The following is a 14,311-nucleotide window of genomic DNA, read 5'->3' on the forward strand; positions in this document are numbered from 1 at the left end:
ACGGCGGTCAGTCCTGCCAGCGGCGGAAGATCAACGAGGTGTTGATGCCGCCGAAGGCAAAGTTGTTGCTCATGACGTAGTCGGTCTGCAACGCGCGGCCCGCGCCGGCGATGTAATCCAGCGCACCGCAGCGGGGATCGACCTCATGCAGATTCAGGGTCGGGGCGAACCAGCCCTCGCGCATCATCTCGATGCTGAGCCAGGCTTCGAACGCACCGCAGGCCCCGAGCATGTGGCCGACGTAGCTCTTCAGCGAGCTGATCGGCATGCCCGGCCCGAACACCTGGTGGGTGGCCTGGGTTTCGGCGATGTCGCCGTGCTCGGTGGCGGTGCCGTGTGCGTTGACGTAGCCGATCTGATCGGCGGCCAGCCCGGCATCTTCCAGCGCCAGCCGCATCGCCTGCGCCATGGTGCCGGCGCTGGGCTGGGTGACATGCTGGCCATCGCTGTTGGTGCCGTAGCCGACCACTTCGGCCAGGATCGTGGCCCCGCGCGCCTGTGCATGCTCCAGTTCTTCCAGGATCAGCGTGCAGGCGCCCTCGCCCAGCACCAGGCCGTCGCGGTGCGCATCGAAGGGGCTGGGCGTGGTCTGCGGCGCGTCATTGCGCACACTGGTGGCGAACAGGGTGTCGAACACCGCCGCGGCGGTGGCGTCGAGCTGCTCGGCACCGCCGGTGACCATCACCGTCTGCTTGCCGCTGCGGATCGCCTCGTAGCCCGAGCCCACGCCCTGGCTGCCCGAGGTGCAGGCGCTGGAGGTGGTGTAGACGCGGCCGGACAAACCGAAGAACACGCCGATGTTCACCGGCGAAGTGTGGCTCATCATCTTCAGGTAGGTGGTGGCGCTGATGCCTTCGGTGGTGTGCTCATGGAGCATCCGGCCGAACTCGGCGGTGGCTTCGTGGCTGCCCGAGGACGAACCGTAGGCGACGCCGGCCATGCCACTGCGCAGCACCGGATGGCCCAGCAGGCCGGCCGTCTCCAGCGCCAGTTCGGTGGCGCGCACCGACATCACCGCCACCTTGCCCATGCTGCGGGTGGTCTTGCGGTTGTAGTTGGAGGGGAGCTCGAATTCCTCGGCCGGGGCGGCCAGGCGGGTATTCAGGCCATCGAACACTTCCCACTCGGGGATGTAGCGCACCGCGTTGGTCCGCGCCTGCAGGCGCGCGCGGATGCTCGCCCAATCCTGCCCAAGCGGGCTGATGGCAGCGGCACCGGTGACCACGACGCGACGATCGGGACGGGCCATCAGACCATGCCTCCGTTGACCGAGATCACCTGTCGCGTGATGTACCCGGCCGATTCGGAGAGCAGGAAGGACACGGCCGCAGCGACCTCGTCCGGCTGGCCAAGGCGGTTGGCGGGAATCAGCTTGAGCGCGTGCTCGACCACTTCTTCATTGACCATCTCGGTCTCGATCAGCCCCGGCGCCACGCAGTTGACGGTGATCGCGCGGCTGGCCAGTTCCAGCGCCAGCGCCTTGGTGGCGCCGATGATCCCGGCCTTGGCCGCACTGTAGTTGGTCTGGCCGCGGTTGCCGACCAGGCCGGACACCGAGGACAAGGTGACGATGCGGCCCGGCTTGCGCCGGCGCACCAGCGGCATCACCAACGGATGCAGCACGTTGTAGAAGCTGTCCAGGTTGGTGTGGATGACGGCATCCCAATCCTCGGCCGGCATCGCCGGGAAGGCGCCGTCACGGGCGATGCCCGCGTTGCAGACCACCCCGTAATAGGTGCCGTGCTCGGCGATGTCCGCTTCCAGCGCGGTGCGCGCGGCGTCACGGTCGGCCACATCGAACATCAGCACCCGGGCCTGGCGGCCCAGGGCCTGGATCTCGGCCACCACGGCCTGCGCTTCCTCGATGCGGCTGCGGCAATGCACCACCACATCGAAGCCGTCGCGCGCGCAACGCAGCGCCACGGCACGGCCGATGCCACGGCTGGCGCCGGTCACCAGCACGGTCAAATTCCCTGTCATGCCTCTCCAGTCTCCAGATAGGCCATCGCATCCGTGGGTTCAAACACGGAGACGTTGGCGACCGCCATTTCGATATCGCCTGCCAGGATCCGGCAGGCGAACATGCCCAGGCCATTCTCGCCCAACAGCTCGCAGTTCGCCTCCACCCGCAGGCAACTGCCGGCGGCGAAGAACGGCTGGTGGGCGGTGTAACGGCGGGTGCCGAGCAGGAAGCCGATCGACGGCGCCCGGCCGGCATGGCGCGCGCGGCACCCGGCCCAGGCGGCGATCGCCTGGGCCATGTATTCGACCCCGACCCAGGCAGGCACACCGTCGGGGGTGCAGAACAGACCCTGCGCCGGCACGTCCACCTCGACCGCGATGGATGCGTCCTCCCAGGCCACCACGCGGTGGATCAGGCGCATGCTGTCGCGGTGCGGGAGCACCGCGTCGATGTCATCGGGCAGCGGCATGCTCATCCCCGGGCCAGCGCCAGCACGGCATTGCTGCCACCGAAGGCGAACGAGTGGCTGAGCACATGCTGCAGCGGCCGCGCGGCGCACGTGCCCGGTGCCACCAGCGCCAGCCCCGGCAACGCGTCATCGGCCTGCCCGTCCCACCAGTGGGTGGGCAGCTGCTGGTCCGGGTTGTCCGCCAGCGTCATCCAGCACAGCGCCGCTTCGATCGCCCCGGAGGCACCGAGCGTGTGCCCGGTCAGCGGCTTGGTCGAGCTGGCCGGCACCTGCGTGCCGAGCACCGCCGCGACCGCCTGGCTTTCCATCGCATCGTTGTGGCCGGTGGCGGTGCCGTGCAGGTTCACGTAGTCGATCTGCGCCGCGGCCAGGCCGGCCCGGTCCAGCGCCTGCTGCATGGCATCGATCGCGCCGCGTGCCTGCGGGTCCGGGGCGGACATGTGGTGCGCGTCGGAGGATTCGCCCCAACCCGCCAGACGCACCGGGCCCGGCTCGCGCGTCATCAGGAACAGCGCCGCGCCTTCGCCGATGTTGATCCCGCTGCGGTTCACCGAGAACGGATTGCAGCGCGACGCCGAGACCGACTCCAGCGCGCTGAACCCGGCCACGGTGAAGCGGCACATCGAATCCGCGCCGCCGGCGACCACCGCATCGACCGCGCCGGCCTGCAGCAGGCGCGCGGCCGACATCAGCGCCTTGGCGCTGGAGGAACACGCGGTGGAGATCGTCCACGCCGGGCCGGTGCTGCCGATCCGCTCGCGCACGAAACGCGCGGCGGTCCCCATTTCCTGCTGCGCATAGTGGAAATCGGCCGGCCATGTGCCGTCGCGATGGTAGCTGCGCAGCGCGCTCTCCGATTCGCCGATGCCCGAGGTGCTGGTGCCGATGATCACCGCCACGCGCTCGGCACCAAAGCGGGCCACGGCGGCAGCGACGGCCTCGCGGATCTGGACGAGCGCAGCGTCGAGCAGGCCGTTGTTGCGGCCACGCAGGGCCACCGGCAGCTCGGCCAGGTCCGGCAACGGCGCATGGACCTCGCCCAGCGCCAGCGTGCGGCCGGGCAGGATGGCATCGTTGTCGCGCAATCCGCCGGGCTGTGCCGCGAACAGGCCGCCGCGCACCTCGGCGCGGTCGGCGCCCAGCGCACAGATCACGCCCAGTTCGTTCAGATAGACCGCACTGCTGCTCACTCTTGGCCCTGCCCCATGTCCATCGATTCGATCACCAGTTCATAGCCCTCGGCCAGGTTGCGCAGGCGCACGCGGCCATCGGGCAGCGTGTCGCGCACCAGCCAGGGTTTGCCGCCCTGCTCCAGGCTCCGCACGCCATCGGTCTCCTGCAGGGTCCAGCCGGCCGGCAGCGCGGCGCGGATCGCCGCCGCCGGCCAGAGCGAGAACTGCAGGTCGTCCAGCACGCGTTCACCGCGCACCTGCGGCGGCAGCCACGGCGCACGGGTCTGTTCCAGGTGCTGCCCGTCCCAGACCATGCGCACGCCGGTCTGGCCCATGGCCTGCACGGCCAGCCGCACCTGCCCGGCATCCACTTCCAGCAGCGCATCCAGCTCGCGCTCGTGGCTGCCGAAGCGGAACTGGAGGCGCTGCTGCAGCTGCACCGGCTGCGGCAACGCCGAGGGCGCCAGCTGCAGCGTGGGCAGCTGTACCAGCGGCGTGGGCATCCGGGTGCTGGCACACGCGGTCAGCAGCAGGCTCAGCAACAGGGTCAGGATCAGGCGCTGCACAGTTCCTCCAATACGCGCAGGCGCCGGCCACTGGCATCGGCGACATACGGGTTCTGCGTGTCCCAGGCGTAGCCGGCCAGGATCGAAGAGATCATGCGGCGTACCTCCGGCTGCGGATCGGGATGGTAGATGATCTTCTGGAAGCCGCCGGCATACCAGGCCTCGACGAAGCGCCGGAAGGTCTTCACGCCGGCGCGCAGCGGCACCGAGAAGTCCTGCTCCCAGTCCACCGTTTCGCCGGCCTGTTCGCGTGCCAGGCAATCGCTGGCCAGTTGCGCCGATTTGAAGGCGATGGTCACGCCCGAGGAAAACACCGGGTCCAGGAACTCGCCGGCATTGCCCAGCAGCGCATAGCCCTCGCCCCACAATGAAGAGACGTTGGCCGAATAACCGGTGATGGTGCGCACCGGCAGCACCGCCCACTCGGCGTTCCTGAGCAGTCGGGTGAGGTTCGGGTCTTCGCCGACGATCGCCTGCAGCTTTTCCAGATCGGTACCGGGGTAGCGTTCGAAGAAGGCCGGCTCGGCCACCACGCCCAGCGAGCAGCAGCCGTTGGAGAACGGAATCGTCCAGTACCACACGTCCACGTGTTCGGGATGGGTGGTGATCAGGATCTTGTTGCGGTCGAAACCCGCGCCGGCGGGAATGTGGTCGCGCACGTGGCAGAAGATCGCGCCGCGCACCGGGAAGTTCGACGGCGACTCCAGCTTCAGCAGGCGCGGCAGCAGCCGGGCGAAACCACTGGCATCGAGAATGAAGCCGGCTTCGATGGTGTATTCGCTGCCATCCGGGCGGCGCACCTGCACCCGCGCCGGGCGCCCGGGCTGCACCGACAGCACTTCATCGCCGAAGCGCAGCGTGGCGCCCATGCGCTCGGCACCGCGCGCCAGCACGTCATCGAAGTCGGCGCGCTGCACCTGGTAGGTGGTGCCCCAGCCGGGCGAGAACTTGTCGCGGAAGTCGAACTCGGTGGTCGCGTCGCCGCGCACGAAGGCCGCGCCGTTCTTGTACTGGAACCCCGCCTGCACCACGTCCTGCAGCAGACCGGCAGCCTCGATGTACTCCATGCTCTGCGGCAGCAGGCTCTCGCCGATCGAGAAGCGCGGGAACTGCTGGCGCTCCAGGATCAGCACCTGGCGACCCTGCTGGCGCAGCATCGCAGCGGCCACGGAACCGGCCGGGCCGGCGCCGATGACCAGGATGTCAGTTCGTTCCACGTGCGGGTTCATCGGATACATCCTTGATCAGATCATGAAAGGGGAAACGCGGTCGCTCAGTGCGGCGCGTCGTGCGGCGGTGGTCGGAACAGCGGCGAAATCAGCCAGACCAGGCCGATGCCGAACAGCAGGGTCAACCCGAACGCCCGCAGCGCCGGCGTGGCCGACAGCCCGAGCAGGCCGAAGGACAGCCAGGTACTGGCCGCCCCTACGCAGACCGCAAGCCAGGCACTGGCATCGCCGCGGTGTTCGATCAGGAAGATGCCGTAATCGATGCCCATGCCGAGCAGCAGCATCAATGCGAGCACGTTGAACAGCTGCAGCGGCTGCCCGAACAGGCCCAGCAGCGCCAGCGTCAGCGCGCCGGCGACCAGGGTCGGCGCGAGCACGCGCCAGGCCTGCCCGCGGTAGCGCCAGTACAGCACCGCGAACACCAGCGCGATGCCGATCAGCAGCAGGCCGCTCATCAGCTTGCGGTAGTGCTTGAGCAGCTGCGAGAAATCGGCGGTGCGGTCGACCCAGCGCACGCCGTCGATGCCCTTGGCCTGCGCTTCCAGCAGCGTCAGCGCATCGGCGCGAGAGAGGTCGTCGACCATCACCACCGAGGCCACGCCCTGCCCGACCGTGCCCAGCCACAGGTGGCGGAACGGCCTCGCCGCCGGCGAGGCGAGGAAGGCGTCGGCCTGCAGATCCTGCGCGGCGTAGGCCGGGCGCAGCAGTGGCTCACCGACGGCCTCACCGACCTGGGCCAGCACCTGCGGCTCGACCCTGGCAGTCAACGCGGCGTCGGCGTGCTGCCGCTGCTGCGAAGGCAGCCAATCGCTGATCGCGCGGTACCCCCCGATCTGCTTGTCGGCCTCGAGCACGCGCAGGCGGTCGATCAGCGCTTCTTCGCGCTGCAGCACCTGTTCGGCGGTGTCGCCCTGCACCAGGTAGAACTGGGCCGGGCTGGGCATGCCGAGCATCTGGCTGATGCGGATCTGCTGGGCGATCAGCGCGGGCGGCGACGACTGCAGGCTGCGCAGATCATCGTTGGTCTGCAGGCGGGCGATGCCGAGCGCGGACAGCACGGTGACCACGCCCAGGAACACCGCGGCCCTGCGCCCATGCAGGCGCGGCCAGCGCTCCAGCGTGGCGCCGAGCCAGCGGGCGAACCCGGTGCGGCGGATCTCGCCGCCATCCAGCCACGGGAACCAGAAGATCACGGTCAGGAAGGCGGCCGCGAGGCCGACCACCGAGAACAGCGCCATCTGGCGCAGGCCCGGGAACGGCGCCAGGCCCAGCGCGAGATAGGCCAGCGCACTGGTCAGGAGGGCCAGCCACAGGCCGGGCAGCAGATGCCGCAGCAGCTTCCAGCGGCGGTCGGCGGGCTCGGCCTGGCGCGAGGCGAACCAGTGGATGCCGTAGTCCTCGGCAACACCGACCAGCGACGCACCGAACACCAGGGTCAGCACGTGCACCTTGCCGAACACCAGCACGGTCACCGCCAGCGCGACACCGCAGCCGATCAGCAGCGAGGCGGCAACCAGCAGGATCGGGCGCAACGAGCGGAACGCCAGCCACACCAGCAGCAGCACCGCCGCCAGCGAGCCCCAGCCGATCGTGTTGATTTCCCAGCTGGCCTGCACTGCCGCCGCTTCGGCATGCAGCGGCACGCCGGCACGCAGCACCTCCAGGCCCGGTGCCTGCTTCGTGGCGGCTTCCGCGGCGATATCCAGCAGCAGATCGATGTGCCGCTCGCCGTCCAGCTTGAATGCCGAACCGACCGTGTCGTACTGCACGATCGACCAATGCTTGCCGTCGGCCTCCAGCAGGCCGTCATCGCCCATCTGCAGGCCCGAGCCCAGCGCGCGTTCCTGCCACCACTGCGGCCACAGCGACAGCGGATCCTGGCGCCATTCGGTCAGGCGCGGTGCGCCCATCGGACCGTACAGCGCCGCCAGTGCCGACGCTGCCAGGCCCTCGGTGGGCTCGTCCTGCAGGCGCTCGCGCTGTGCGCTGGTCAGCAGGCGGTCGCGATACGGTGCGTAGAACGCGCGGGCCTGATCGAACCAGCCCTCGATCGAGCCGCTCTCCTGCAGCAGCGGGCTCTCGCCCTGCTCTGCCTTGATGGCGTCGCGGAAGGCCGCCTCGGCCGCCTTGGTCCGTGCCGCATCGGTGCTGCCCAGCAGCACCACGATCTGACGTGCATTGGCATCGGCGATGCGCCGGGTGACATCGGACAACAGGCGGTCATGCGCATCCTGTGGCAACAGCGCGAGGATGTCGGTATCGATCCGGGATTCGCTCTTCCACAGCTGCCACTGCTGCACGCCGAGGCCGACCAGTACCAGCAGCCACACAATGGCCAGCCAGCGCCAGATGCGCTGCAGGCGGCCGTTCGAGGTCAGCACGTCATTCAAACCTGCCGCCCTCGTCCGCGCTCAGCGTGGCCGGCGTCTCGCTCATGCCCGCAAAGTGGATGCGGGTGACGTCCTGGTTGGCCTCGTTGATCTGGACTTCGCGCACGTAGCGGTCGCCGCTCAGGGTGAGCTGCGCGAACACCTTGCCGAGCATCGCCGAGCGCGGGGTCAGCTGCATCTTCCAGGCGTTGCCGGGCAACACCTCGACCTTGACCGTGAACTGCGCCGACAGCGCCTGCGCATCCCCGCTCATCAGCGCGAACATGATCGCGTTGACCGAGCGCATCGCCGGTTGCTGGCGGCCATCCATTTCGACGCGACTGCTGCCATCGCGTTGCCGGCTGAGGATGCGGTCACGGGTGACCACCACCTCGGAGGGGAACGGCTTGAGCGTGGTCCAGATCACCCCATGCGCCTGGGCCAGCACGAAGCGGCCCTGCGAGCGCAGCGGGTTCTTGAAGCCGGCGACCTGCTTCTCCTGGGTGAACTCGCCGCGCAGCACGTCGACCTTGGCCACGCGCTGTTTGACGACATCCACATCGGTGGCGGCCCACGCCGGGGCGACCACCGCCAGCATCACCAGCACGCACACCGTGCGCAGGAAACGGTTCATTGCGGTTGCACTCCCAGACGCTCCCACAGTACCGGCGGGCACAGGTAGAGCATTTCATTGGTGGCCGCGTCGACCGCGACCTGGATGGTATGGGCGCGGGTCAGCGTGGCACCGCTGTCCGCATCCAGGATCTCGTAGGCGATCTTCAAGCGGTTCTCCCACTCGGTGATCGTGGCGCGCACGCGCAGCGCCTGGCCGTACAGCAGCGGCCGGATGTACTTCACCCGCGCATCGACCACCGGCCACAGGTAGCCGGAATCGCGCATCTGCGGGTAGTCGTAGTCGTGGCGCTGCAGCAGCGCGCAGCGCGCGATCTCGAAGTACTTGAAGTAGTTGCCATGCCAGACCACCTGCATCGCATCGCAGTCGTGGAAGGCCGGCGACAGCGCCACCTCGAAGCTCAGCTCAGGCGTCGACATACAGCTCCCAGCGCTGTGCGCGGATATCGTCCAGCAGGGCGCGCAGCTCGCCATCCAGCGCGCGGTCTTCCTCGATCAGGGCGATGCGCCCGGACAGGTCCTGGTACATCGCGGCCAGGTCGCCGTGCAGGGTCGCCTTCATGCCGACACGCTCGCGCAGGGCCACGCCCTGGCGGGCGGTGATCAACAGCGCGGCGACGACCTGTTCGGTCAGTTCGATCACGCGCAGGCAATCGCGCGCGGCGATGGTGCCCATGCTGACCTTGTCCTGGTTGTGGCATTCGGTGGAGCGCGAGAATACCGAGGCCGGCATGGTCTGCTTGAGCGCTTCGGCGGTCCAGGCCGAGACGCTGATCTGCAGCGCCTTCAGGCCATGGTTGATCGCCGCACGCTCACCGGTGGCGGCCGACAGGTTGGCCGGCAGGCCGTGGTTGTAGCGCGCGTCCACCACCAGGGCCATCTGCCGGTCGAGCAGATCGGCCAAGTTGGCGATGGTGTTCTTCAGCGCATCCATCGCAAAGGCGATATGGCCGCCGTAGAAATGGCCGCCATGCAGGATGCGCTCGCCTTCGACGTCGATCAGCGGATTGTCGTTGGCGCTGTTGAGCTCGGTTTCGATCAGCTGGCGGAAGAACGGCAGTGCGTCCTGCACCACGCCGATCACGTGCGGGGCGCAGCGCAGCGAGTACCGGTCCTGCAGGCGCTGTTCATTGCGCGGCGGGCGGTCGCTGTGCAGGTCCTGGCGCAGGCGCGCGGCGATCTGCATCTGGCCCGGATGGGGCTTGGCGGCGAACAGCATGTCATCGAAATGGTGCGCGTTGCCGTCGCTGGCCAGCACGTTGAACGCGGTCAGGCGCGTGGCGAGCTTGGTCAGGTAATCGGCGCGGTCATACGCCAGGCAGGCCAGCGCGGTCATCACGGCGGTGCCGTTCATGATCGCCAGGCCTTCCTTGGGCCGCAGCCGCAGCGGGGTCATGCCGATCTCCGCCAGCACCTCGGCGGCCGGGCGGCGCGCACCCTGGTACATCACCTCGCGCTCGCCACACAGCACCGCGGCCACGTAGGACAGCGGGGTGAGATCGCCACTGGCGCCGACCGAACCCTCGGCGGGAATCAGCGGCAGCACATCGTGGTGCAGCAGCGTGGCCAGGCCCTGCAGCAGCGGGTGGCTGACCCCGGACATGCCGCGCACCAGCGAGGCCAGGCGTGCGGCGATCACCGCGCGGGTTTCCTGCGGATCCAGGAAGCGCCCCAGGCCACAGCCGTGATAGGTGAACAGGTGATGCGGCAGCTCGGCCACCAGTGCCGGCGGAATGTTCACCGTGCACGAATCGCCATAGCCGGTGGTCACCCCGTAGATGACGCCATCTTCGCGCAGCAGGCGATCGAGAAAGTCCGCGCCGCGCTGGATGCGCGCGGTGAACGCGGCATCGTCGGTGACGACGGCCCGGGCCTGGCGCTGCGACAGCGCGACCACGTCTTCGATGGTCAGCGGCGCATCGCCGAAGCGGACGGAGGGTGCCTGATCGGCCTTACTTGCCATGAGATGCCTGATCCCAGAAGGGGAAGAAATTGAACCAGTCCAAGGGTGCCTGGGTGACCTGAACTTCCAGCCACCGGGCGAAATGTTCGGCCTGCGCGGTCAGCGCGGCGTCACGCGAACCGCGCGGCAATACGATGCGGTCGGTGAACTGTTCGAAGCGCACCTGGTAGCCACGGCCATGATGCAGGCAGGCCATGGTGTAGACCGGGCAGGCCAGCGCCGCGGCCAGCACATAGGCGCCGATCGGGAACTGCGCGGTGTGGCCGAGGAACGAGGCCGGTACGGTGCGCCCGCCACGCAACGGCACGCGGTCGCCGACGATGGCCACGAAGCCGCCCGCCTCCACCCGGCGCTGCAGCTCGACCGCGGTGGCCGGGCCCATGTCGGTGACCTGCAGCAGCTCCACCGAGGCCAGCGGATCCAGCCGCTGCATCAGGCGGTTGAAGCGCTGCGCGTGGGCGGTGTGCACCAGCACGGTGATGTGGAAGCCCGGCACCCGCTCGGCCAATACCTGGCACAGCTCCAGGCAGCCGATGTGCGCGGTGAGGATCAGGCCGCCTTCGCGGCGCGCGATCTTGTCCAGGACCAGGTCGCGCTGCAGGTAGATGTGCTCGGGTGGATAGCGGCCACCCAGGCCGAGCAGCTTGTCGAGCATGGTGTCGGCAAACAGCGCGAAGTGCTTCAGGCTCTGCCAGCGTCCCGGTGTCGAGGCGAACACGCCGGTATGCGCCTGCAGGCGCTCCAGGTACTGCAGCGAGGATTCGCGCGCGACCCGGTTGGTCAACCAATGGCAGAGCACCACCGGGTAGACGCACAGGCGGAACGGCCAACGGCCGAACCAGCGATGCACCCAGCACAGGAACAGCACGCCGGCGGCCGAGGTGGACTCGCCGATGTCGGCCCAGTGCGGCGCGCTTCCGGGTGCGGGCGTGGTCATGCGCGCGGGCCCGCGATGCGCTGCCACAGCAGCCGCGGCGCGCGCCACAGCATCCCGAAGAACAGGCGCGCATGCATGCGGCTGATGCGCACGTTGTCGCGCCAGACATCGAAGTGCGACACGCCATCGCTGGGATAGGTGACCGCGGTCGACACGCTGATCACCTTGATGCCGCGCCAGAACAGCCGCACCAGGATCTCACTGTCGAAGTCCATGCGCCGGCCGATGGTTTCCTCGCCGATCAGGCGCGTCACCGGTGCCAGCGGGTACAGCCGGAAGCCGCACATCGAATCGCGGATCTGCAGCGACAGCGTATTGATCCAGACCCAGATATGCGTGGCATAGCGCCCATACAGGCGCGCCTTCGGCACGCTGGCGTCGTAGACCGGGATGCCGCAGATCACCGCCTCCGGCTGCGCCTGCGACAGCGCCACGAAGCGCGGGATGTCGGCGGTTTCATGCTGGCCATCGGCATCGATCTGCAACACGTGGCTGTACCCCAGGCGCGCCGCTTCGGCGAACCCGGCCAGCATCGCGCCGCCCTTGCCCTGGTTGACCGGCAACCGCAGCAGCGTCACCTGCGGTGCGTGCGCGCGCGCCAGCGCATCGAGCACCTGCGCGCACGGCAAGTGAGAACCATCGTCGACCAGCAGGCACGGTACGCCACTGGCCAGCACGCCCTGCACCACCGCGCCGATCGCGTGCGCGTGGTCGTACACCGGGATCACCACCAACGGGGCGAAGGCCGGCCTGCTCACGCGGGTAACGGTGTCCTCACGCATCGCCGAACACCACCCGGCCGCTGGCGTGCACGCCATGGTCGGAGACATAGCGGAAGCTCATGGCGGACTTGGCGGCATCCCAGCCCAGGCTCAGCTGCAGGCAGTCGCCCGGGCGCGCCACGTGCTGGAACTTCACCGCGTCCATCCGCAGGAACCGCGGCGGCATCGTGAACGCGCTGCGGCCGTAGTGGATCGCCCAGTCCAGCTGGACCACGCCCGGGAGGATCTTCGCCTGCGGGAAGTGCCCGTCGAACGCGACCAGGTCCGGATCCAGCACGAACTGCAGCGCGGCGGTGGTGGCATCGCGCTGCTGCCACTCGGCCGTGGGCATCACCGGGCGGAACAGTGCGGCCAATGCCGCGACCGTGACCTTGCCCTGCGCGTTGAAGGGCAATGCGTCGATGAAACGCCAGCGACGCGGCCGGGTCACGGCGTCGTGGCTGCGCGCCAGGTGTGCGACGAGCTGCTGCGCCTGGCGGCGGCGCTCGGCATCGTCCCACTGGGCGGCACCTGCAGCCTGCGGCACCACCACGGCGGCCAGCTGTTCGCGCGCGCCGGGCAGCACCAGCACGCGCACGTCCTGCACCGCCGGGTGCGCACGCAGCTGCTGCTCCAGGCCATCCAGCGAGACCCGGCGCTCTTCGATCTTGACGATGCGGTCGGCGCGGCCGAGCAGGCGGAAACTGTGGCCGTCATCGGCCACGGCCCGATCCTGGGTCAGCCACCAGTCGTCGCCGTCCAGGTGCGGCGAGCGGACCGCCAGGCAGCCCGCGTCGATCCGCCACGCCACGCCCGGCAGCGGATGCCACTGCGGCTGCTCGGCACTCCAGCGGCGCCAGGCGATGCCACCGGTCTCGCTGCTGCCGAACACCTCGGTCGGCGCCACGCCCATCAAGGCGCGCACCTGCAGCGCGGCCTCGGTCGGCAATGGCCCGCCGGAGGAGAACACCGCGCGCAGCTGGCCGCCCAGCGAGGACCAGTCCAGCTGCTCGGGCAGGCGTTTGAGATGGGCCGGGGTGGCCACCAGCACCGACGGCTGGCCGCCCAGCGCGCTGACCAGGTCTTCGTGGAAGAACCGCCGCGGCTGGATCGCGCGCCCGGCCACCAGCGGCCACAACACCCGGAACAGCAGCCCGTAGATGTGCTGGTGCGAGACCGTGCCCTGCACCTGCGCGCCATCGAGCTGCTCGCCGAAGGCGGCCTGCAGCGCATCCACCTCGCGGGTCAGCTGGCGCATGCGCTTGACGATCGCGCTCGGCGCGCCAGTGCTGCCGGAGGTGAACACCACCAGCTCCAGCACCGCCTCATCCAGCGGCTGCAGCACCCGCGCCGGGTCGACCTCCGCATCCGGCTGCAGCGGTGCGTACCGCGCCGGCACGTCACCGGCGAATCCGGCCACGCGCGGGCTCAGCCCTTCCAGCGTGGCCGGGAGGTTGTCGCCGCCGAGGAACACGCGCTTGCCGGCATGCCAGGCACCCAGCAGGGCGGCGGCGAAGGTGAGCGTGTCATCGAAATACAGCGCCCAGTCGGTGCCGGGCGCGCGCGCGAATGCCTGCTGCCAGCGCAGCACCTGCGCACGGAACTGCGGGTGGTCCACCACGGTGTCGCCGGCGATGCCGACGATGCGGCCGGGCCGCGCCGCCAGCGCCAACCGGTCAAGGGCGATCCACTCAGCCATGCGCGTGCGCCGCCTTGACCCGTCGCCGGACCAGCCATTCCCCGCCAAACAGCGCACCCATCATCACGTAGGCCAACACTCCGTTGTAGAACGCCCAGACCTGGTTGGACGCCCACAGCGCCGTGGCCAGGGCCAGACTTCCGTTGAGAACAAAGAAGCCGCACCAGATCCAGGTGACGCGGCGGGTATAGAGCACCGCGAACGGCGGCAGATCCGGCTCGCTCAACCGCGCCAGGCGCTCCACGGCACTGGGCCCGAAGCGCAGGCTGGTGGCGAAGATCACCAGCATCACCGCGTTCACCAGTGCCGGGTACAGCTTCAGCGGCAGCGCCTCGTTGAAGGCCGTGGCGATCAGGGCGAGCAGGCCGGTGCCGAGCGCGGCCACCCACCACACCGCCTGGCGGGTGGTCAGCGCGCGCAGCGCGGCCAGGGTGAACAGCAGCAGCGACAACCAGCGCGGCTCGAACCGGCCGAGCGACAGGTAGACCACCAGCGGGTATGCCAGCGACAGCAACGCAAACGCCGCGACGCGTACCCGGACCATGGTCAG

The 14,311-nt window shown here is 69.3% G+C and carries 14 protein-coding genes; all 14 read right to left on the bottom strand.

The genetic code is table 11. The features are described from left to right. Positions 1–7: 7 nt before the first annotated feature. The 14 genes from ABE424_RS17440 to ABE424_RS17505 are packed head-to-tail and all read right to left on the bottom strand — an operon-like array spanning position 8 to position 14,305. On the bottom strand, positions 8–1,249 hold the full coding sequence (locus ABE424_RS17440; protein ID WP_346492813.1) for a beta-ketoacyl-ACP synthase: 1,242 nt from the start codon (positions 1,247–1,249) through the stop codon (positions 8–10). Further along, a complete protein-coding gene (locus ABE424_RS17445) occupies positions 1,249–1,980 on the bottom strand; it encodes a 3-ketoacyl-ACP reductase FabG2 (RefSeq protein ID WP_179459729.1) in 732 nt (243 codons plus the stop codon). Before ABE424_RS17445 ends, ABE424_RS17440 begins: the two co-directional genes overlap by 1 nt. Beyond that, positions 1,977–2,438, bottom strand: a complete 462-nt coding sequence (locus ABE424_RS17450) for a hypothetical protein (protein WP_179459728.1) — start codon at positions 2,436–2,438, stop codon at positions 1,977–1,979. The genes ABE424_RS17445 and ABE424_RS17450 overlap by 4 nt, the downstream gene beginning before the upstream one ends. Then, the gene (locus ABE424_RS17455) at positions 2,435–3,622 is read right to left on the bottom strand and encodes a beta-ketoacyl-[acyl-carrier-protein] synthase family protein (protein WP_346492812.1); all 1,188 of its coding nucleotides are present in this window, start codon (positions 3,620–3,622) and stop codon (positions 2,435–2,437) included. The genes ABE424_RS17450 and ABE424_RS17455 overlap by 4 nt, the downstream gene beginning before the upstream one ends. Then, positions 3,619–4,170: a DUF3261 domain-containing protein gene (locus ABE424_RS17460; RefSeq protein ID WP_346492811.1), complete on the bottom strand. Its 552-nt coding sequence runs from the start codon at positions 4,168–4,170 to the stop codon at positions 3,619–3,621. The genes ABE424_RS17455 and ABE424_RS17460 overlap by 4 nt, the downstream gene beginning before the upstream one ends. Next, positions 4,158–5,399, bottom strand: a complete 1,242-nt coding sequence (locus tag ABE424_RS17465) for an NAD(P)/FAD-dependent oxidoreductase (RefSeq protein ID WP_346492810.1) — start codon at positions 5,397–5,399, stop codon at positions 4,158–4,160. Before ABE424_RS17465 ends, ABE424_RS17460 begins: the two co-directional genes overlap by 13 nt. Before the next feature lie 44 nt (positions 5,400–5,443). Continuing rightward, complete coding sequence (locus ABE424_RS17470; RefSeq protein WP_346492809.1) at positions 5,444–7,789, bottom strand: MMPL family transporter; 2,346 nt, start codon at positions 7,787–7,789, stop codon at positions 5,444–5,446. Then, positions 7,782–8,402, bottom strand: coding sequence for an outer membrane lipoprotein carrier protein LolA (locus ABE424_RS17475; RefSeq protein WP_346492808.1), 621 nt, complete (start codon positions 8,400–8,402; stop codon positions 7,782–7,784). Before ABE424_RS17475 ends, ABE424_RS17470 begins: the two co-directional genes overlap by 8 nt. Continuing rightward, the gene (locus ABE424_RS17480) at positions 8,399–8,821 is read right to left on the bottom strand and encodes a thioesterase family protein (protein WP_346479175.1); all 423 of its coding nucleotides are present in this window, start codon (positions 8,819–8,821) and stop codon (positions 8,399–8,401) included. The genes ABE424_RS17475 and ABE424_RS17480 overlap by 4 nt, the downstream gene beginning before the upstream one ends. After that, entirely contained in the window at positions 8,808–10,364 is a 1,557-nt protein-coding gene (locus ABE424_RS17485; RefSeq protein WP_346492807.1) for an aromatic amino acid ammonia-lyase, read from the bottom strand. The genes ABE424_RS17480 and ABE424_RS17485 overlap by 14 nt, the downstream gene beginning before the upstream one ends. After that, on the bottom strand, positions 10,354–11,301 hold the full coding sequence (locus tag ABE424_RS17490; RefSeq protein ID WP_346492806.1) for an acyltransferase: 948 nt from the start codon (positions 11,299–11,301) through the stop codon (positions 10,354–10,356). The genes ABE424_RS17485 and ABE424_RS17490 overlap by 11 nt, the downstream gene beginning before the upstream one ends. Next, entirely contained in the window at positions 11,298–12,083 is a 786-nt protein-coding gene (locus ABE424_RS17495) for a glycosyltransferase family 2 protein (protein ID WP_346492805.1), read from the bottom strand. Before ABE424_RS17495 ends, ABE424_RS17490 begins: the two co-directional genes overlap by 4 nt. Further along, entirely contained in the window at positions 12,076–13,761 is a 1,686-nt protein-coding gene (locus ABE424_RS17500; RefSeq protein ID WP_346492804.1) for an AMP-binding protein, read from the bottom strand. The genes ABE424_RS17495 and ABE424_RS17500 overlap by 8 nt, the downstream gene beginning before the upstream one ends. Then, complete coding sequence (locus tag ABE424_RS17505; RefSeq protein ID WP_176987822.1) at positions 13,754–14,305, bottom strand: hypothetical protein; 552 nt, start codon at positions 14,303–14,305, stop codon at positions 13,754–13,756. The genes ABE424_RS17500 and ABE424_RS17505 overlap by 8 nt, the downstream gene beginning before the upstream one ends. Positions 14,306–14,311 lie beyond the last annotated feature (6 nt).

This window comes from Stenotrophomonas sp. TWI1149, assembly GCF_039673155.1.
In the GTDB taxonomy this organism is placed as follows: Bacteria; Pseudomonadota; Gammaproteobacteria; order Xanthomonadales; family Xanthomonadaceae; genus Stenotrophomonas; species Stenotrophomonas maltophilia_AA.